The following is a 19,382-nucleotide window of genomic DNA, read 5'->3' on the forward strand; positions in this document are numbered from 1 at the left end:
CAAATGGCAACCTTACTCGCCGTGCTGTTCAGCAGCCGGAGCTTCCGGCGCCGCAGCAGGCTGAGACTGCTCGGTTGCTTCTTTAATGCTCAGACGGATACGGCCCTGGCGGTCAACTTCCAGAACTTTCACCGGTACTTCCTGACCCATTTGCAGGTAATCGGTCACTTTCTCAACGCGCTTGTCAGCGATCTGAGAGATGTGTACCAGACCTTCTTTACCGCCACCGATGGCAACGAATGCGCCAAAGTCAACGATACGGGTCACTTTACCATTGTAGATACGGCCCACTTCGATTTCTGCCGTGATCTCTTCGATACGACGGATAGCGTATTTCGCTTTCTCGCCGTCGGTTGCTGCGATCTTCACAGTACCGTCATCTTCGATTTCGATGGTGGTGCCCGTTTCTTCGGTCAGTGCACGGATAACGGAACCGCCCTTACCGATAACATCTTTGATCTTGTCTGGATTGATCTTGATGGTGTGAATACGCGGAGCGAATTCAGAGATATCACCGCGTGGCGCGTTGATAGCCTGTTCCATCACGCCCAGGATGTGCAGACGCGCACCTTTAGCCTGGTTCAGAGCAACCTGCATGATCTCTTTGGTGATACCTTCAATTTTGATATCCATCTGCAAAGCAGAGATACCGTCGCGGGAACCCGCTACTTTGAAGTCCATATCACCCAGGTGGTCTTCATCACCCAGAATGTCAGACAGAACAACGTAGTTGTCGCCTTCTTTTACCAGACCCATTGCGATACCCGCAACGGCGGCTTTAATTGGCACGCCTGCATCCATCAGCGCCAGAGAAGCACCACACACGGAAGCCATGGAAGAAGAACCGTTGGATTCAGTGATTTCAGACACCACACGTACGGTGTACGGGAATTTGTCTGCTTCTGGCATCACTGCCAGCACGCCGCGCTTCGCCAGACGACCGTGACCAATTTCACGACGCTTCGGTGAGCCAACCATACCGGTTTCGCCCACAGAGTACGGAGGGAAGTTGTAGTGGAACAGGAAGCTGTCAGTGCGCTCGCCCATCAGTTCGTCGATGATCTGTGCGTCACGTGCAGTACCCAGGGTCGCGGTTACCAGCGCCTGCGTTTCACCACGGGTGAACAGCGCAGAACCGTGAGTACGTGGCAGTACGCCAGTACGCACGTCCAGACCACGGATCATGTCTTTTTCACGGCCATCGATACGCGGCTCGCCTGCCAGGACGCGGCTACGAACAACGTTTTTCTCGATAGCGTGCAGGATTTCGCCAATTTCGTTAGCGTCCAGCGTTTCGTCTTCGGCAACCAGGGTCGCGGTCACTTCAGATTTGATCACATCAACCTGAGCATAGCGCTCCTGTTTGTCGGTGATGCGGTATGCGTCGCTCAGACGAGATTCTGCCAGTGCAGCAACGCGTGCGTTCAGCGCGTCGTTGGCCGCTTCTGGCTGCCAGTCCCAACGTGGTTTACCGGCTTCTTTCACCAGGTCGTTGATGTTCTGGATAACAACCTGCTGCTGGTCGTGGCCGAAGACCACAGCGCCCAGCATCTGGTTTTCGCTCAGCAGTTCAGCTTCGGATTCAACCATCAGCACCGCGGCTTCAGTACCAGCGACAACCAGGTCCAGCTTACTCTCTTTCAGCTCTTCCTGAGTTGGGTTCAGCACGTACTGATCATTGATGTAACCCACGCGCGCAGCACCGATTGGACCATTGAATGGAATACCAGACAGTGACAGGGCAGCAGACGCACCGATCATCGCAACGATGTCCGGGTTAACCTGCGGGTTAACGGAAACAACGGTTGCGATAACCTGCACTTCGTTCACGAAGCCTTCCGGGAACAGCGGACGAACCGGGCGGTCAATCAGACGCGCGATCAGGGTTTCGCCTTCGCTTGGACGGCCTTCACGACGGAAGAAGCCACCTGGGATTTTACCGGCAGCGTAGGTACGCTCCTGGTAGTTAACGGTCAGCGGGAAGAAGTCCTGACCTGGTTTAGCTTTTTTCTGGCCAACTACGGTAACGAATACAGCAGTGTCATCCATGCTTACCATAACGGCAGCAGTAGCCTGACGCGCCATCATGCCGGTTTCCAGCGTGACGGTATGCTGACCATACTGGAATTTACGAACGATCGGATTCAGCAAAGTTCTGTCCTTTCTTAAATGTTTGAAAGCACACCTCAGGTGTGCTGACGATTTAACCCGACCTTCTTCGCATCCTCGCGACTAATGACAACCGACACCCCCATGGGTGAAGCCTCTCATTAGCCGCGCGAACCTCTGCAATGAAGATCATTTATAGCAACAATACAATAGTTTCCATTGAATTGCTGCCGTCTGGTTGAAAAAAGGGGCCATCAGGCCCCCTTTTCTGAAACTCGCAAGAATTAGCGACGCAGACCCAGACGCTCGATCAGCGCGGTGTAGCGTGCAACATCTTTACGCTTCAGGTAGTCGAGCAGTTTACGACGCTGAGAAACCATACGCAGCAGACCACGACGGCTGTGGTGATCTTTTTTGTGCTCTGCAAAGTGACCTTGCAGGTGGTTAATCTGTGCAGTCAGCAGTGCAACCTGAACTTCGGTAGAACCGCTGTCGTTAGTACCACGACCAAACTCAGAAACGATTTTAGCTTTAGCTTCAACGCTTAGAGACATTTTCAAACTCCAAAGTATAAAGAATGTAAGGATGCCGATCTCTAATTCAGCTATCCCATGTACGCCCCGCAGATTGTTAAACAATTTACCAGGCGTTAAGCGGCGATATTCTACTCGTCTCCCCTGCTTATCGCAAGGTAAGGCGTTATCACCGTCACGCTTCGACCGGATATTCGACGACCAGACGACGCGGCGCCACACGCCCTTCGCCGTCCATTTCGCCCATACCGATGAATTTCCCTTCGTCACCTTCCGTCACGCGTACCAGGCCCTCAAGCGGTGCCCCCGTTGTGCGAACCGGGTTTCCGTTCTTAAAGTAAACGGACGATGTTAAAGGAAGATTAACAACCGGGAAGTCCACTGCCGGACTGTCCATTGGCATCAGCAGGGGGTCCAGCAGATCGGCCGGCGCAACGCCCTGCGCTTGCGCCTGCTCAATCAGGGCGTGCAGATGCTCAAGCGTCACCATGCGTTCGACCGGATATTTGCTGACCGCCAGACGACGCAGATAAATCACATGCGCGCCGCAGCCCAGCTTTTCACCGAGGTCATCAATGATGGTGCGGATATAGGTCCCTTTCGAACAGTGTACTTCCAGCTCGAGTTCATCACCTTCGTGACGAATGAACAGCAGCTCATACACGGTAATCGGACGAGCTTCGCGCGGAACCTCAATGCCCTGACGTGCATATTCGTAGAGCTTTTTGCCCTGATATTTCAGCGCCGAATACATCGACGGCACCTGTAGCGTATCACCACGGAAGCTGTCCAGCGCCGCATCAAGTTGCTCTGCGCTGAAGGTCACCGGGCGCTCTTCCACCACCTGGCCATCTGCATCGGAGGTATCCGTGCGCTGGCCCAGTTTGGCAATCACGCGGTAGCGCTTATCGGAATCCAGCAGGTACTGGGAAAACTTTGTCGCTTCCCCCAGGCAGATCGGCAGCATGCCGGTTGCCAGCGGATCCAGCGCGCCAGTGTGCCCTGCTCGGTTGGCGTTATAAATACGCTTCACTTTTTGCAGCACGTCGTTGCTGGATGCGCCCTGTGGTTTATCCAGCAAGAGCACGCCATGCACGTCACGACCGCGACGACGAGGACGACTCATCAGTCCTCCTTGCTGTCGTCCGCCGGGTTAACACGACGCTCATCGTCATGTTTCACCACGCTGGTCACCAGGTTGGACATACGCATACCTTCAACCAGCGAGTTGTCGTAGAAGAAGGTCAGCTCTGGCACGATACGCAGGCGCATCGCTTTGCCAAGCAGAGAGCGAATGAAACCAGAGGCTTCCTGCAACGCTTTAATGCCGTTCTTCACAGCGTCTTCATCCTGGTCATTCAGGAAAGTTACAAACACTTTGGCGTACGCCAGGTCGCGGGACATTTCCACGCCAGACACGGTGGTCATCATACCCACGCGTGGATCTTTGATTTCACGTTGCAGAATGAGAGCGATCTCTTTCTGCATCTCCTGCGCGACGCGCTGTGGGCGACCAAATTCTTTCGCCATAATAAATTCTCCAGACAAAAAAGGGGCTTAAGCCCCTTTTTAAAATTACTGCCGGGTGGCGCTTCGCTTACCCGGCCTACGCTCATTAATCTTCTGTTGAAGAAGATTACGCGATGGTACGCTGAATTTCGATGATCTCGAACACTTCGATCATATCGCCAACGCGAACGTCGTTGTAGTTCTTCACGCCGATACCACATTCCATGCCGTTACGGACTTCGTTAACGTCATCTTTAAAGCGGCGCAGGGATTCCAGCTCGCCTTCGTAGATAACCACGTTGTCACGCAGTACGCGGATTGGGTTGTGACGCTTGATGGTCCCTTCGGTAACCATACAGCCCGCGATCGCACCGAATTTCGGTGATTTGAACACGTCACGTACTTCAGCCAGACCGATGATCTGCTGTTTCAGCTCAGGAGACAGCATGCCGCTCATCGCTGCTTTCACTTCGTCAATCAGGTTATAGATGACGGAGTAGTAACGCAGATCCAGGCTTTCAGCATCAATCACTTTACGCGCAGATGCGTCAGCACGAACGTTGAAGCCAACCAGGATCGCGTTGGACGCTGCTGCCAGAGTTGCGTCGGTTTCGGTGATACCACCTACGCCAGAACCGATGATCTTCACTTTCACTTCGTCGGTAGACAGTTTCAGCAAGGAGTCGGAGATCGCTTCCACAGAACCCTGAACGTCCGCTTTCAGAACAACGTTCACTTCGTGAACTTCGCCTTCGGTCATGTTGGCGAACATATTCTCGAGTTTAGATTTCTGCTGACGAGCCAGCTTCACTTCACGGAATTTACCCTGACGATACAGAGCGACTTCACGCGCTTTCTTCTCGTCACGTACGACGGTTACTTCGTCACCGGCAGCCGGAACACCGGACAGCCCCAGGATTTCCACTGGAATGGACGGACCCGCTTCCAGCACTTCCTGACCCAGTTCGTTACGCATCGCGCGAACGCGACCGTATTCGAAACCACACAGAACGATGTCGCCCTTGTGCAGAGTACCTTCGCGAACCAGAACGGTTGCAACCGGACCACGACCTTTATCCAGGAAGGATTCGATTACCGCGCCGCTCGCCATACCTTTACGAACCGCTTTCAGCTCCAGAACTTCAGCCTGAAGCAGGATGGCGTTCAGCAGGTCGTCGATACCGGTACCCGCTTTTGCAGATACAGGGATGAACTGTGCTTCACCGCCCCACTCTTCCGGCATAACGCCGTACTGGGACAGTTCGTTCTTCACGCGATCCATATCGGCTTCTGGCTTATCGATTTTGTTGACTGCAACAACCAGAGGCACCTGCGCCGCTTTCGCGTGCTGGATAGCTTCAATGGTCTGCGGCATCACGCCATCGTCGGCAGCAACAACCAGAACAACGATATCCGTTGCCTGAGCACCACGAGCACGCATTGAGGTAAACGCTGCGTGGCCTGGGGTATCCAGGAAGGTGATCATGCCGTTCTCGGTTTCTACGTGGTAAGCACCGATGTGCTGGGTAATACCACCCGCTTCGCCGGAGGCAACCTTAGTAGAACGAATGTAGTCAAGCAGAGAGGTTTTACCGTGGTCAACGTGACCCATGATGGTCACAACCGGTGCGCGCGGTTCAGCCGCTGCGCCCGTATCACGGTCGCTCATTACTGCTTCTTCCAGCTCGTTTTCACGACGCAGGATAACTTTGTGGCCCATCTCTTCGGCAACCAGCTGTGCGGTTTCCTGGTCGATGACCTGGTTAATGGTGGCCATTGCGCCCAGTTTCATCATCGCTTTGATGACCTGAGAGCCTTTCACCGCCATTTTGTTAGCCAGTTCGCCAACGGTGATAGTTTCGCCGATCACAACGTCACGGTTAACGGCCTGAGCAGGCTTCTGGAAGCCCTGCTGGAGAGCGGAACCTTTACGCTTACCACCTTTACCGCCGCGAACCGCTGCACGCGCTTCTTCACGGTCAGCTTTTGATTCAGCGTGTTTGTTACCTTTTTTCGCAGGACGCGCAGCTTTTGCACTGCGAGTACGACCACGACCACCTTCTACTTCGCGGTCGTTGTCGTCTTCTGCCTGACGCGCATGCTGAGACGTGGTGACGTGATAATCGCTGGTATCTTCAGTTGGTTCAGCGGTATTCACACCATTCTTCTCGTTTTCTTCTGCCATGCGACGCGCTTCTTCGGCGACGCGGCGAGCTTCTTCTTCAAGCTTGCGGCGGGCTTCTTCTTCCGCTTTACGCTTCAGCTCGGCAGCTTCATTTTCACGGCGGGCTTTTTCAGCCTGGGCAGTTTTGGTCATTTCGTCGGTCTGTTGATTGCTCACTTTGTCTTTTTCCGCAGCGTCACGCTTCGCTTTTTCACCGGCGTCGCGTTTCGCTTTTTCTGCGGCCTCACGTTCAGCTTTTAATTCTGCTTCACGTTTGGCAGTGGCTTCTGCCTCACGCTGAGCTTGTTCTTCCGCTTCACGCTGTGCCTGCTCTTCCGCGGCAAGGCGTTCTGCCTCTTGCGGATCACGTTTTACAAAGGTGCGCGTCTTGCGGACTTCAATTTGTACCGACTTGCTTTTGCCACCGGTACCAGGGATGTTCAACGTGCTACGCGTTTTACGCTGTAGCGTTAACTTGTCAGGCGTAGAGCCGTGTTCACGGTTCAGGTGCGCTAACAAGGTTTGTTTTTCTTGCGCGGTCACCGAGTCATCAGCGGACTTCGGGATCCCTGCATCAGCAAATTGCTGTACCAGGCGGTCCACGGAGGTCTGAATCTCAGCAGCCAGCGATTTTACAGTTACATCAGTCATGCTGTTCCTTCCTGCTACAGTTTATTACGCTTCGTCGCCGAACCAGCAAATATTACGTGCGGCCATGATGAGTTCGCCGGCTTTCTCGTCGGTTAAACCTTCGATATCGGCCAGGTCATCAACGCCTTGCTCAGCGAGATCTTCCAGCGTACAAACACCACGGGCAGCCAGCTTGAACGCAATCGCACGATCAAGACCTTCCAGATTCAGCAGGTCATCAGCCGGCTTCTTATCGCCAAGGCTTTCTTCCTGAGCCAGCGCCAGGGTGGTCAGTGCGTTTTTAGCGCGTTCACGCAGGGCTTCAACGGTTGGTTCATCCAGACCGTCAATTTCCAGCAGCTCTTTCATTGGCACGTAGGCCAGTTCTTCCAGCGTAGAGAAACCTTCTTCAACCAGCACAGTGGCGAAGTGTTCGTCAATGTCCAGGTATTTGGTGAAGGTATCGATCGCCGCGTGGGCTTCAGCCTGATGCTTGGCCTGAAGGTCATCAACGGTCATCACGTTGAGTTCCCAGCCGCTCAGCTGTGACGCCAGACGTACGTTCTGACCGTTACGGCCAATCGCCTGCGCCAGGTTGCCCGCTTCTACAGCGATATCCATGGTGTGTTTGTCTTCGTCAACAACGATAGACGCCACATCAGCCGGTGCCATTGCGTTGATCACGAACTGCGCCGGGTTGTCGTCCCACAGAACGATATCAATGCGCTCGCCGCCCAGTTCGGTAGAAACCGCCTGAACACGTGCGCCACGCATACCGACGCAAGCACCGACCGGGTCGATACGCTTGTCGTTGGTTTTCACCGCAATTTTCGCACGGGAGCCCGGATCGCGGGCCGCCGCTTTGATTTCGATAACTTCTTCGCCGATTTCCGGCACTTCGATACGGAACAGTTCAACCAGCATTTCTGGTTTAGAACGCGTCACGAACAGCTGTGCACCACGCGCTTCAGGACGTACGGCATACAGCACACCACGAATACGATCGCCTGGGCGGAAGTTTTCACGCGGCAGCATGTCTTCGCGCAGGATGACGGCTTCAGCGTTACCCGGCAGTCCTTCGGATTTGATCTCCAGAGAGATGTTGTCGCGGTTCACTTTCTTCACCACGCCAGTGATGATTTCGCCTTCCTGATCGCGGAACTGATCGACAACCAGCGCGCGCTCGGCTTCGCGAACTTTCTGCACGATAACCTGCTTCGCGGTCTGGGTGGTGATACGGTCGAAGGTAACAGATTCAATCTGATCTTCAACGTAGTCACCCACGTTCAGACTTTCGTCTTCAAAACGTGCCGCTTCCAGGGTGATCTCTTTGGTCGGTTGGGTCACTTCTTCAACGATTACCCAACGACGGAATGTATCGAAGTCACCGCTTTTACGATCGATTTCTACGCGAACATCGATCTCTTGTTCGTATTTTTTCTTGGTTGCTGTAGCCAGTGCACTTTCCAGCGCTTCGAAAATCTTCTCACGCGGCAGTGATTTCTCGTTGGAGACGGCTTCAACAACAGCCAAAATTTCTTTGTTCATCGCGGGCTTTTCACCTCAATCCAGACTGTTAAAAGTGGGGAACCAGGTTCGCCTTCTGGATATTACTCAGCGCGAACACTTCATCTTTGCCTTCGACTGTCACCGTGATCATTTCACCATCAACGGCTTTGATAATTCCCTGCCATTTACGGCGATTCTGTACGGCCATACGCAGAACGAGAGCCACTTCTTCACCGGTAAAGCGCACGTAGTGCTCGGCCGTGAACATCGGACGATCGAGGCCAGGTGAGGAAACTTCCAGGTTGTACGCAACGGTAATCGGATCTTCAACATCAAGAACCGCACTCACCTGGTGGCTGACATCAGCACAATCATCAACATTGATGCCATCTTCACTATCAATATAGATGCGCAGTGTGGATGTACGGCCGCGAACGAATTCGATGCCGACCAGTTCGTAGCCCAGTGCTTCGACCGGCGCAGTAATCATCTCTGTTAATTTTTGCTCTAATGTGGACAAGCCCACCCCCAAGACATAAAAAAAGGGCGTAAAGCCCAGTTATTCTGTAGTCAGATAACAAAAAACCCCGATAAATCGGGGCTTTAGATAACTGAACCCTATAGCCACAACTGTGGCCTGGAGCACTCTCCGAAAGCATTTTTTCAAATCCAGCTACGAAGGCTCTAAGTCTTCACAGTATATTTGAAAAAGAACTTTATGGGAAAGTGGTTGCGGGGGCCGGATTTGAACCGACGACCTTCGGGTTATGAGCCCGACGAGCTACCAGGCTGCTCCACCCCGCGCCTGAAACGTGGCAAATTCTACGCGTTTTGGACAGAATTTGCAAATAATGCTGGGATTTGGTACCGAAGACGGGACGTAAAATCGGCATTCAGTATATTGATAGTTGACCCCACCTGTCAACCCAACTTCGGCCAGGGCAATAAAAGGGAAATTTTTACAAAAAACGCACACGTCTCTTTCGGTCGTCGATAAAAAATGATTAAATGAATACTCACTTATTTTGCATAAACATGCATCGAGAGCGAAAGCGGTCTCTAATCAGTCAATCAAGCAGGGTTTTATTATATGACGACGATTCTCAAGCATCTCCCGGTAGGACAACGTATTGGCATCGCTTTTTCTGGCGGCCTGGATACCAGCGCTGCACTGCTGTGGATGCGCCAGAAGGGAGCGGTTCCTTATGCATATACTGCGAACCTGGGTCAGCCGGACGAGGAAGATTATGACGCGATCCCTCGTCGTGCCATGGAATATGGCGCAGAGAACGCACGTCTGATCGACTGCCGTAAGCAGCTGGTCGCCGAAGGGATTGCCGCGATCCAGTGCGGTGCTTTCCATAACACTACCGGCGGCCTGACCTATTTCAATACCACCCCGCTGGGTCGTGCCGTCACCGGCACTATGCTGGTCGCCGCCATGAAAGAAGATGGCGTGAACATCTGGGGGGACGGTAGCACCTATAAAGGCAACGATATTGAACGTTTCTATCGTTATGGCCTGCTGACCAACGCCGAGTTGCAGATCTACAAACCGTGGCTGGATACCGACTTCATCGACGAGCTGGGTGGCCGTCATGAAATGTCTGAGTTTATGATTGCCTGCGGCTTTGACTACAAGATGTCGGTTGAGAAAGCCTACTCAACCGACTCCAACATGCTGGGTGCGACGCACGAAGCGAAAGACCTGGAATTCCTGAACTCCAGCGTAAAAATTGTTAACCCGATCATGGGCGTGAAGTTCTGGGATGAGAACGTGAAGATCCCGGCGGAAGAAGTGACCGTGCGTTTCGAACGTGGTCATCCGGTTGCCCTGAACGGTAAAACGTTCTCCGACGATGTTGAACTGATGCTGGAAGCAAACCGCATCGGCGGTCGTCACGGGCTGGGTATGAGCGATCAGATCGAAAACCGTATCATCGAAGCAAAAAGCCGCGGCATTTACGAAGCTCCAGGGATGGCGCTGCTGCACATCGCTTATGAGCGTCTGCTGACCGGTATTCACAACGAAGACACCATTGAGCAGTATCACGCTCATGGCCGTCAGCTGGGCAAACTGCTGTATCAGGGTCGCTGGTTTGATCCACAGGCGCTGATGCTGCGTGACGCCCTGCAACGTTGGGTGGCAAGCGCCATCACCGGCGAAGTGACCCTGGAACTGCGTCGCGGTAACGACTACTCCATCCTGAACACCGTGTCTGACAACCTGACCTATAAAGCAGAGCGTCTGACCATGGAGAAAGGTGAGTCAGTATTCTCTCCGGACGATCGTATTGGCCAGCTGACCATGCGTAACCTGGACATCACCGATACCCGTGAGAAGCTGTTCAACTATGTTGAGAATGGCCTGCTCTCCGCGAATTCCGGTAATGGTCTGCCGCAGGTTGAGAACCTGGAACACAGCGATAAGAAGTAATCGACAGCAAGACATGCAAAAGGCGCCCAATGGGCGCCTTTTTTGTGGTCTTCGTAGGCCCGGTAAGCGCAGCGCCACCGGGCAAAACGGCGGGTGGCGCTGCGCTTACCCGCCCTACAATAGATCGGAAACACAGAATATAAAGACGAAAAAAAAGACGTCTTGCGACGTCTTTCTTCTGGAATATTGGTACCGAGGATGGGACTCGAACCCACAAGCCCGTTAGGGCACTACCACCTCAAGGTAGCGTGTCTACCAATTCCACCACCTCGGTACGGAATACTTACTGCGGGATATCGCTGGTTGGCTTAGCCGGTGCAGCTGGCTGAGTTTGCTCAGTTTTTGCTGGCGCGCTCAGATTTTCCCACTCGCTTCCTTTACTGGTCTTGTTGCTGTTGATATTGCCCAGCACCAGGCTGATAATGAAGAACAGCGTAGCCAGAATCGCCGTCGTGCGGGTCATGAAGTTCGCAGAACCACTTGAACCGAACAGCGTACCGGAAGCGCCTGCTCCGAAGGAGGCTCCCATATCAGCGCCTTTACCTTGCTGTAGCATAATCAGCGCTACGAGAGCGATGGCTACAATAAGGAAAATAACTAAAAGAGCTTCGTACATAATCAACCTGTTCCTTGCGGATTTGCCGCATACCAATGCTTCGACCAATTAGCAGGATTTTGTTTCCCACTGAAGCGGGTGTGAATACTAACCAAAGCGAATCACCTTCGCAAGGGCATTTTCGAGGCATTGTATCAACTGCGGAAAAAAACAGCAAAAAGCCATTAATTGTTTAAAACAAAGGCGGCAAACGCCGCCTTTTTAAACACTTATTCTGAAAGATTATGCAGCTTTGACTGCATCCGCAATGCGGTGCGCAAATTCAGTCACCTGCGCTTCGTCTTCGCCTTCCACCATCACGCGGATCAGCGGCTCGGTACCCGACTTACGCAGCAGGACGCGCCCACGGCTGCCAAGCGTCGCTTCCACCTCTGCCATCACCGCTTTCACGTTATCATTTTCCAGCGGGTCACCTTTACCCGCGGTGAAACGCACGTTGACCAGGATCTGCGGGAACATTTTCATGCCGCTGCACAGATCGTGCAGGCTCATATGGTTACGCGCCATCGCGGCAACAACCTGAAGCGCCGCCACAATGCCGTCACCGGTGGTGGTTTTATCGAGCAGGATCACGTGGCCGGAGTTTTCCGCGCCAATACGCCAGCCTTTCTCCTGGAGTTTTTCCAGCACGTAGCGGTCACCCACCTTCGCACGAACAAACGGGATGCCCAGCTGTTTCAGCGCCAGTTCCAGACCCATATTGCTCATCAAAGTGCCCACCGCGCCACCGCGCAGTTGCCCCTGACGCAGGCCTTCACGCGCAATGATGTAGAGGATCTGATCGCCATCGACCTTGTTACCTTCGTGATCAACCATGATCACACGGTCACCATCGCCATCCAGGGCAATACCCAGATCGGCCTTTTCAGCCAGGACACGCGCTTGCAAGGCACGCACGTCTGTCGCGCCAACTTCTTCGTTGATGTTCAGACCGTCCGGCTCGCAGCCGATAGTGATCACTTTCGCACCCAGCTCGCGGAACACATTCGGCGCAATGTGGTAAGTCGCACCGTTTGCACAGTCCACCACAATTTTGAGGTGTGCCAGGCTCAGTTCATTAGGGAAAGTGCCTTTGCAGAATTCAATGTAGCGGCCTGCGGCATCGACAATACGGTTGGCTTTACCCAGCTCAGCGGAGTCAACACAGGTGATCTCTTTTTCCATTTCCGCTTCAATCGCCTCTTCCACGTCATCCGGCAGTTTAGTGCCGTCGATGGAGAAGAATTTGATACCGTTGTCATAGAACGGGTTATGGGAAGCGGAAATGACGATGCCCGCTTCCGCACGGAAGGTGCGGGTCAGATAGGCAACAGCAGGAGTCGGCATTGGCCCCGTAAAGGAAGCTGAAAGCCCCGCCGCCGCCAGCCCGGCTTCCAGCGCGGATTCCAGCATATAACCCGAAATACGGGTATCTTTCCCAATAATGATCTTACGGGAGCCATGACGCGCCAGCACTTTCCCCGCTGCCCAGCCCAGCTTCAGGACAAAGTCAGGGGTAATTGGCGCATCGCCTACGCGCCCACGGATGCCATCGGTACCAAAATATTTACGATTACTCATAGCGTTTGTTTTCCTTCGCTGCCAGTGTGGCTTCCACCACACGCATGGCTTCTACTGTTTCTTTTACGTCATGGACGCGAATGATGTGTGCACCTTGCATCGCGGCAATCACCGCGCAGGCCAGACTGCCGCTCAGACGTTCGCTCGGCCCGACATTCAACAACTGACCAATCATCGATTTTCTCGACATTCCCACCAGCAGTGGCAGGCCGAACTGATGAAACTCTGATAAGCGCGCAAGCAACGCGTAATTGTGTGAGAGATTTTTACCGAAACCGAAGCCCGGGTCGAGCAGCAATTTCTCTTTTGCGATACCCGCACGTTCACAGCGTTCGATATGCTCAATAAAGAAGCGGGTGACGTCGGCAAACACGTCTTCATATTTTGGCGCCTCCTGCATTGTCTTAGGCTGGCCCTGCATATGCATCAGACACACCGGTAGCCCGGTTTCTGCGGCGGCTTCAATCGCGCCCGGCTCGGTCAGCGAGCGGATATCATTGATAATGTGAGCGCCCACTCTCGCCACTTCACGGATCACTTCGGGTTTGGAGGTATCAACAGAGATCCACACTTCAAAGCGCCGGGCGATAGCCTCCACCACCGGCACCACGCGCGCCAGCTCTTCTTCCACCGAAACCTCCGCCGCGCCAGGCCGCGTTGACTCCCCTCCAACGTCAATGATGGTGGCACCCGCGTTAATCATTAAATTCGCGTGTTTAACCGCGTCGATAAGCGAATTATGCGTGCCGCCGTCAGAGAAGGAATCAGGCGTGACATTCAGGATCCCCATCACATGGGGATGTGAAAGGTCGAGATGCGAGTCCTGGGCGAATAGTTTCATGGTGAAGTCCCTGGGATTAATGTGGTTAAACAGATAAGAAAAACCCCGGAGCAAGCTCCAGGGTTTGAGATACAGACAAACGCTTCAACAGCAGTGACTTACTTGTCGCCTAACTGCTCTGACATGGTGTTGCCCGGGTTTGGCGTACGCGGTTCATCGACCGGACGCGGCGCACGCGGGGTGCCATTGTTGTCAGAATTGTTAGACGCGCCTGGGTCTTCCCAGCCTGCCGGCGGACGCACTTCGCGGCGCGCCATCAGGTCGTCAATCTGTGGTGCATCGATGGTCTCATATTTCATGAGCGCATCTTTCATCGAATGCAGGATGTCCATATTGTCGTTCAGGATCTGACGGGCGCGAGCGTAGTTACGTTCAATCAGCGCTTTCACTTCCTGGTCGATGATACGTGCCGTTTCATCGGACATATGTTTCGCTTTTGCCACGGAGCGGCCCAGGAACACCTCGCCCTCTTCCTCTGCATACAGCAGCGGACCGAGTTTGTCGGAGAAGCCCCACTGAGTCACCATGTTACGCGCCAGGTTTGTCGCCACTTTAATATCGTTCGACGCACCGGTGGAAACATGTTCCGCACCGTAGATAATCTCTTCAGCCAGACGACCGCCGTACAGGGTTGAAATCTGGCTTTCCAGCTTCTGACGGCTGGCGCTGATCGCGTCGCCTTCAGGCAGGAAGAAGGTCACACCCAGCGCACGACCGCGCGGAATAATCGTCACCTTGTGTACCGGATCGTGTTCCGGCACCAGACGACCGATAATCGCGTGGCCCGCTTCGTGATATGCCGTGGACTCTTTCTGCGCTTCCGTCATCACCATGGAGCGACGTTCCGCACCCATCATGATTTTGTCTTTCGCTTTCTCGAACTCCACCATGGACACCACGCGCTTGTTACCGCGAGCGGCAAACAGGGCTGCCTCGTTGACCAGGTTAGCCAGATCCGCACCGGAGAAGCCTGGAGTACCACGCGCGATGATTGCCGCGTCGATATCTGGCGCCAGCGGTACGCGACGCATATGCACTTTCAGAATCTGTTCACGACCGCGAACATCCGGCAGACCGACCACAACCTGGCGGTCGAAACGGCCTGGACGCAGCAGCGCAGGGTCAAGTACGTCCGGACGGTTAGTTGCCGCGATAACGATGATACCTTCGTTACCTTCGAAGCCGTCCATCTCAACCAGCATCTGGTTCAGCGTCTGCTCACGTTCATCGTGACCACCACCCAGGCCTGCGCCACGCTGGCGGCCTACGGCGTCGATTTCATCGATGAAGATGATGCACGGTGCTGCCTTCTTAGCCTGCTCGAACATGTCACGCACACGAGATGCACCGACACCCACGAACATTTCAACGAAGTCAGAACCTGAAATAGTAAAGAACGGCACCTTCGCTTCACCCGCGATGGCTTTTGCCAGCAGGGTTTTACCGGTACCCGGAGGGCCGACCATCAGGACGCCTTTCGGGATCTTACCGCCCAGTTTCTGGAAACGGCTCGGCTCGCGTAGGTATTCAACCAGTTCACCCACCTCTTCTTTTGCTTCGTCACAACCTGCTACGTCAGCAAACGTGGTCTTGATCTGGTCTTCCGTCAGCATACGCGCCTTGCTCTTACCGAACGACATGGCACCTTTGCCACCACCGCCCTGCATCTGGCGCATAAAGAAGATCCAGACGCCGATAAGAAGCAGCATCGGGAACCAGGAAATGAAGATAGAAGCCAGCAGGCTTGGTTCTTCCGGCGGCTCGCCTACCACTTTGACGTTTTTGGTCAGAAGGTTATCAAGCAGCTTAGGATCGTTCACCGGGATGTAAGTCGTGTAACGGTTACTATCTTTCTTGGTAACGTTGATCTCACGTCCGTTGATACGCGCTTCGCGAACCTGGTCCTGATTGACCTCTTGCAGGAAGGTAGAATAATCCACCTTGCGGCCATTCGACTCGCTGGGCCCAAAGCTCTGGAATACTGACATCAGCACAACGGCAATGACCAGCCAGAGTATTAGGTTTTTCGCCATGTCACTCAAGGGATTAACCTCATATTACAACTGTGTTAAAAACAGCGTCAGGATACTCTATATCCAGTTTCATTCAAACTTTCGTCTGAAATCTCCCGGTTATCATTTTCGCCCGGTCGCTACAATATACACTTCACGGGAACGGGCCCGGGAAGAGTCCGGCTTACGAACTTTAACCTTCGCAAACAGGGAGCGAATTTCCTTAAGATACTCCTCGAAACCTTCGCCCTGAAACACCTTCACAACAAAACTACCACCAGGCGCTAGTACATCACGACACATTTCTAACGCTAGTTCCACCAGATACATGGCGCGGGGGATATCCACCGCCGGTGTTCCACACATATTTGGCGCCATATCCGACATGACAACCTGGACCTTACTGTCACCTACACGATCAAGTAATGCTTTAAGCACTAATTCATCACGAAAGTCGCCCTGAAGGAAGTCGACACCGACGATGGGATCCATTGGTAAAAGATCGCATGCGATGATTCGGCCCGTTCCGCCGATCTGCGTAACCGCATACTGGGACCACCCGCCAGGTGCCGCACCGAGGTCGACCACCGTCATTCCCGGTTTAAAAAGTTTGTCACTTTGCTGTATTTCATCAAGTTTAAACCAGGCGCGGGAACGCAACCCCTTTTTCTGCGCCTGTTGAACATATTTATCGCTAAAGTGTTCCTGAAGCCAGCGGCTGGAGCTGGCAGAACGCTTTTTACCTGTCATTTAACATTTCCGTCCTGGTTCATCGTTGCTTGCCTGTGACGTAAATTTCTACGCAGCTATTTGGCGATATTAGGGAGATGGCGGTAGAATGAACCGTTTTCAATCCCAACGTAAGCAAAAATATACGATGAATCTGAGTACTAAACAAAAACAGCACCTTAAAGGTCTGGCACATCCGCTCAAGCCTGTAGTGATGCTTGGCAACAATGGTTTGACCGAAGGGGTGCTTGCCGAGATTGAACAAGCGCTGGAACACCACGAGCTGATCAAGGTGAAAATCGCCTCTGAAGACAGAGACACAAAAAACCTGATCGTGGAAGCCATCGTGCGCGAAACCGGCGCCTGTAATGTACAGGTCATCGGTAAAACGCTGGTGCTCTATCGCCCATCTAAAGAGCGCAAAATCTCGCTGCCACGTTAAGGATATCCTGAATCGAACACATTTTCTGTGTGAAACGAGGGATTTCTTTCAGCAGGCGAGCAAAATGCCATGCTCCTTGAGTTGATAAAAGGCCGCTAAGCGGCCTTTTTCTTTTCTTTACAATGTATCAACATCTTAGTAGAGAAGCGAATTACAGATATTCAACCTTAATAATTTCGTATTCCACTTCACCACCAGGGGTGCGGATGGTGACCACATCGTCCTGCTCTTTGCCAATCAGGCCACGAGCAATTGGCGAGTTTACCGAAATCAGGTTCTGTTTGAAGTCAGCTTCATCATCACCCACGATGCGATAGGTCTGCTCTTCGTCGTTGTCCAGGTTCAGCACGGTAACGGTTGAACCAAAAATCACACGGCCATTATTCGGCATTTTGGTGATATCGATAACCTGTGCATTGGACAATTTTGCTTCGATATCTTTAATACGCCCTTCACAGAAACCCTGCTGCTCACGCGCCGCGTGGTATTCAGCATTCTCTTTCAGGTCGCCATGCTCACGCGCTTCCGCGATAGCGGCGATGATTTCAGGGCGACGCACGGATTTCAGAAAATCCAGCTCTTCGCGCAGTTTTTCGGCACCACGTAAGGTCATCGGAATAGCTTGCATTTGTTATACCTCTTAAACATTCCTGTTGGGAGCAGTGTTCCCTGCTCCAGCCCACCTGAACAGGCCAGAAGCAAAAAGAAAACCGACCCGGGAGCAACGCCCCAGGTCAGCAGCAATTTTTCAATTTGATACGCATTTTACCGCGAAGTTCACTATGGGTCATCGTTTACTTTACAGTGCCATGCACCGTAGTATGACGGTTTGTTTTCGGGTTGTTAGCGCGAGATTATGCGATTTTCCAGTTTTATCATCGGATTGACTACCAGTATAACGTTCACCGTTCAGGCCGCGAATGTTGATGAGTACATTAATCAACTGCCCGCCGGCGCGAACCTTGCCCTGATGGTGCAGAAGGTTGGCGCGCAGGCTCCCGAGATTGACTATCACAGTCAACAGATGGCGCTGCCTGCCAGTACCCAGAAGGTGATCACCGCCCTCGCCGCTCTGCTCCAGCTCGGGCCTGACTTCCGTTTTACTACCACCCTTGAAACCAGAGGTAACGTTGAGGGTGGCGAACTGAAAGGCGATCTTATCGCCCGTTTTGGTGGCGATCCCACCTTTAAGCGCCAGGATGTCCGCAACATGGTGGCGGTACTGAAAAAATCCGGCGTAACAAAAATTGATGGCAACGTGCTGATCGACACCTCCATTTTCGCCAGCCACGATAAAGCGCCTGGCTGGCCATGGAACGACATGACGCAGTGTTTTAGCGCCCCGCCAGCCGCCGCCATCGTTGACCGTAACTGCTTCTCCGTATCGCTTTACAGCGCGCCAAAACCAAATGACTTAGCGTTTATCCGCGTGGCGTCTTACTACCCGGTCACGATGTTCAGCCAGGTGCGGACGCTGGCGAAAGGCTCCCCGGAGGCACAGTATTGCGAGCTGGACGTGGTACCGGGCGATCTCAACCGCTATACGCTCACCGGCTGCCTGACCCAGCGGGCCGATCCACTCCCGCTGGCCTTTGCCATTCAGGATGGCGCAGGTTATGCCGGTGCCATTTTTAAAGATGAACTGAAGCAGGCGGGCATAACCTACACCGGAACGCTGCTGCGCCAGACGCAGGTGAATGAGCCAGGCACGGTGATTGCCAGCAAACAGTCCGCGCCACTGCATGATTTGCTTAAGATTATGCTGAAAAAGTCGGATAACATGATTGCCGACACGGTGTTCCGCATGATCGGGCACGCGCGCTTTGGTGTGCCGGGCACCTGGCGGGCCGGTTCTGATGCCGTACGTCAGATCCTGCGCCAGCAGGCGGGTATCGATCTGGGCAATACGATCGCCGTTGATGGTTCCGGTTTATCGCGTCATAACCTGATCTCGCCGGCCACCATGATGCAGGTGTTGCAGTACATTGCTCAGCATGACGCTGAGCTAAACTTTATTACGATGCTGCCGCTTGCCGGACACGACGGCTCTCTTCAGTACCGCGCGGGCCTTCACGCTGCGGGCGTGGATGGCAAAGTTTCAGCCAAAACGGGTTCCCTGCAAGGCGTTTACAACCTTGCCGGTTTCATCACGACCGCCAGCGGACAACGCATGGCATTTGTGCAGTATCTTTCCGGCTATGCCGTCGAACCGGCTGACCAGCGCAATCGCCGTATTCCACTGGTACGTTTCGAAAGCAGGCTCTATAAGGACATCTACCAGAATAACTAGC

16 protein-coding genes and 2 tRNA genes are annotated in these 19,382 nt (G+C 53.4%); 3 read left to right on the plus strand and 15 right to left on the minus strand.

Features of this window, described 5'->3' with window-relative positions:
* Positions 1 to 12: 12 nt before the first annotated feature.
* The 8 genes from pnp to RY075_RS20445 form a co-directional block, all read right to left on the minus strand.
* Positions 13 to 2,151 (minus strand): polyribonucleotide nucleotidyltransferase, encoded by a 2,139-nt coding sequence (pnp, locus tag RY075_RS20410; protein ID WP_232967666.1) that lies wholly within the window; start codon positions 2,149 to 2,151, stop codon positions 13 to 15.
* Positions 2,152 to 2,393: 242 nt separating this feature from the next.
* Positions 2,394 to 2,663, minus strand: coding sequence for a 30S ribosomal protein S15 (rpsO, locus tag RY075_RS20415; protein ID WP_003861789.1), 270 nt, complete (start codon positions 2,661 to 2,663; stop codon positions 2,394 to 2,396).
* A gap of 154 nt (positions 2,664 to 2,817) precedes the next feature.
* Entirely contained in the window at positions 2,818 to 3,768 is a 951-nt protein-coding gene (gene truB, locus RY075_RS20420; protein WP_003861791.1) for a tRNA pseudouridine(55) synthase TruB, read from the minus strand.
* Positions 3,768 to 4,172 carry a 30S ribosome-binding factor RbfA gene (gene rbfA, locus RY075_RS20425; protein ID WP_003861793.1) on the minus strand — a complete coding sequence of 135 codons (405 nt, stop codon included), beginning with the start codon at positions 4,170 to 4,172 and terminating at the stop codon, positions 3,768 to 3,770. Before rbfA ends, truB begins: the two co-directional genes overlap by 1 nt.
* A 106-nt stretch (positions 4,173 to 4,278) precedes the next feature.
* Positions 4,279 to 6,966, minus strand: a complete 2,688-nt coding sequence (infB, locus tag RY075_RS20430) for a translation initiation factor IF-2 (RefSeq protein WP_003861796.1) — start codon at positions 6,964 to 6,966, stop codon at positions 4,279 to 4,281.
* 24 nt (positions 6,967 to 6,990) lie between these two features.
* Positions 6,991 to 8,493 carry a transcription termination factor NusA gene (nusA, locus tag RY075_RS20435; protein ID WP_109948897.1) on the minus strand — a complete coding sequence of 501 codons (1,503 nt, stop codon included), beginning with the start codon at positions 8,491 to 8,493 and terminating at the stop codon, positions 6,991 to 6,993.
* Positions 8,494 to 8,521: 28 nt separating this feature from the next.
* Positions 8,522 to 8,974: a ribosome maturation factor RimP gene (rimP, locus tag RY075_RS20440; protein ID WP_014833432.1), complete on the minus strand. Its 453-nt coding sequence runs from the start codon at positions 8,972 to 8,974 to the stop codon at positions 8,522 to 8,524.
* A 207-nt stretch (positions 8,975 to 9,181) separates the two neighbouring features.
* Positions 9,182 to 9,258, minus strand: a tRNA-Met gene (locus RY075_RS20445).
* 286 nt (positions 9,259 to 9,544) lie between these two features.
* Here RY075_RS20445 and argG point away from each other — a divergent pair.
* Complete coding sequence (argG, locus tag RY075_RS20450) at positions 9,545 to 10,891, plus strand: argininosuccinate synthase (RefSeq protein WP_022649518.1); 1,347 nt, start codon at positions 9,545 to 9,547, stop codon at positions 10,889 to 10,891.
* A 187-nt stretch (positions 10,892 to 11,078) separates the two neighbouring features.
* Here argG and RY075_RS20455 read toward each other — a convergent pair.
* The 6 genes from RY075_RS20455 to rlmE form a co-directional block, all read right to left on the minus strand.
* A tRNA-Leu gene (locus tag RY075_RS20455) sits at positions 11,079 to 11,165 on the minus strand.
* Between the two features lie 9 nt (positions 11,166 to 11,174).
* Complete coding sequence (secG, locus tag RY075_RS20460) at positions 11,175 to 11,507, minus strand: preprotein translocase subunit SecG (RefSeq protein WP_003861803.1); 333 nt, start codon at positions 11,505 to 11,507, stop codon at positions 11,175 to 11,177.
* 222 nt (positions 11,508 to 11,729) lie between these two features.
* Positions 11,730 to 13,067: a phosphoglucosamine mutase gene (gene glmM, locus RY075_RS20465; RefSeq protein ID WP_003861804.1), complete on the minus strand. Its 1,338-nt coding sequence runs from the start codon at positions 13,065 to 13,067 to the stop codon at positions 11,730 to 11,732.
* Positions 13,060 to 13,908, minus strand: coding sequence for a dihydropteroate synthase (gene folP, locus RY075_RS20470; RefSeq protein ID WP_003861807.1), 849 nt, complete (start codon positions 13,906 to 13,908; stop codon positions 13,060 to 13,062). Before folP ends, glmM begins: the two co-directional genes overlap by 8 nt.
* Before the next feature lie 98 nt (positions 13,909 to 14,006).
* On the minus strand, positions 14,007 to 15,941 hold the full coding sequence (gene ftsH, locus RY075_RS20475) for an ATP-dependent zinc metalloprotease FtsH (protein ID WP_003861810.1): 1,935 nt from the start codon (positions 15,939 to 15,941) through the stop codon (positions 14,007 to 14,009).
* 102 nt (positions 15,942 to 16,043) lie between these two features.
* A complete protein-coding gene (gene rlmE / locus RY075_RS20480; RefSeq protein WP_003861812.1) occupies positions 16,044 to 16,670 on the minus strand; it encodes a 23S rRNA (uridine(2552)-2'-O)-methyltransferase RlmE in 627 nt (208 codons plus the stop codon).
* Between the two features lie 127 nt (positions 16,671 to 16,797).
* On the opposite strand from rlmE, the gene yhbY reads away from it, so the two are divergent.
* Positions 16,798 to 17,091 (plus strand): ribosome assembly RNA-binding protein YhbY, encoded by a 294-nt coding sequence (gene yhbY, locus RY075_RS20485; RefSeq protein WP_003861814.1) that lies wholly within the window; start codon positions 16,798 to 16,800, stop codon positions 17,089 to 17,091.
* A gap of 151 nt (positions 17,092 to 17,242) precedes the next feature.
* Here the strand turns inward: yhbY and greA are convergent, their stop codons facing one another.
* Positions 17,243 to 17,719, minus strand: a complete 477-nt coding sequence (greA, locus tag RY075_RS20490) for a transcription elongation factor GreA (protein ID WP_003861815.1) — start codon at positions 17,717 to 17,719, stop codon at positions 17,243 to 17,245.
* 228 nt (positions 17,720 to 17,947) lie between these two features.
* On the opposite strand from greA, the gene dacB reads away from it, so the two are divergent.
* Positions 17,948 to 19,381, plus strand: a complete 1,434-nt coding sequence (dacB, locus tag RY075_RS20495) for a serine-type D-Ala-D-Ala carboxypeptidase (RefSeq protein WP_003861817.1) — start codon at positions 17,948 to 17,950, stop codon at positions 19,379 to 19,381.
* The last annotated feature ends 1 nt before the right edge of the window (position 19,382 follow it).

Origin of the sequence: Enterobacter sp. JJBC, from assembly GCF_036936505.1 — a bacterium.
Lineage (GTDB): Bacteria > Pseudomonadota > Gammaproteobacteria > Enterobacterales > Enterobacteriaceae > Enterobacter > Enterobacter hormaechei_C.

What these genes read in the sequence shown, in the direction of transcription:
- rpsO (WP_003861789.1), bottom strand. Translation starts at nt 2,663, where the DNA reads ATGTCTCTAAGCGTTGAAGCTAAAGCTAAAATCGTTTCTGAGTTTGGT.
- truB (WP_003861791.1), bottom strand. Translation starts at nt 3,768, where the DNA reads ATGAGTCGTCCTCGTCGTCGCGGTCGTGACGTGCATGGCGTGCTCTTG.
- rbfA (WP_003861793.1), bottom strand. Translation starts at nt 4,172, where the DNA reads ATGGCGAAAGAATTTGGTCGCCCACAGCGCGTCGCGCAGGAGATGCAG.
- infB (WP_003861796.1), bottom strand. Translation starts at nt 6,966, where the DNA reads ATGACTGATGTAACTGTAAAATCGCTGGCTGCTGAGATTCAGACCTCC.
- nusA (WP_109948897.1), bottom strand. Translation starts at nt 8,493, where the DNA reads ATGAACAAAGAAATTTTGGCTGTTGTTGAAGCCGTCTCCAACGAGAAA.
- argG (WP_022649518.1), top strand. Translation starts at nt 9,545, where the DNA reads ATGACGACGATTCTCAAGCATCTCCCGGTAGGACAACGTATTGGCATC.
- secG (WP_003861803.1), bottom strand. Translation starts at nt 11,507, where the DNA reads ATGTACGAAGCTCTTTTAGTTATTTTCCTTATTGTAGCCATCGCTCTC.
- glmM (WP_003861804.1), bottom strand. Translation starts at nt 13,067, where the DNA reads ATGAGTAATCGTAAATATTTTGGTACCGATGGCATCCGTGGGCGCGTA.
- folP (WP_003861807.1), bottom strand. Translation starts at nt 13,908, where the DNA reads ATGAAACTATTCGCCCAGGACTCGCATCTCGACCTTTCACATCCCCAT.
- ftsH (WP_003861810.1), bottom strand. Translation starts at nt 15,941, where the DNA reads ATGGCGAAAAACCTAATACTCTGGCTGGTCATTGCCGTTGTGCTGATG.
- rlmE (WP_003861812.1), bottom strand. Translation starts at nt 16,670, where the DNA reads ATGACAGGTAAAAAGCGTTCTGCCAGCTCCAGCCGCTGGCTTCAGGAA.
- yhbY (WP_003861814.1), top strand. Translation starts at nt 16,798, where the DNA reads ATGAATCTGAGTACTAAACAAAAACAGCACCTTAAAGGTCTGGCACAT.
- greA (WP_003861815.1), bottom strand. Translation starts at nt 17,719, where the DNA reads ATGCAAGCTATTCCGATGACCTTACGTGGTGCCGAAAAACTGCGCGAA.
- dacB (WP_003861817.1), top strand. Translation starts at nt 17,948, where the DNA reads ATGCGATTTTCCAGTTTTATCATCGGATTGACTACCAGTATAACGTTC.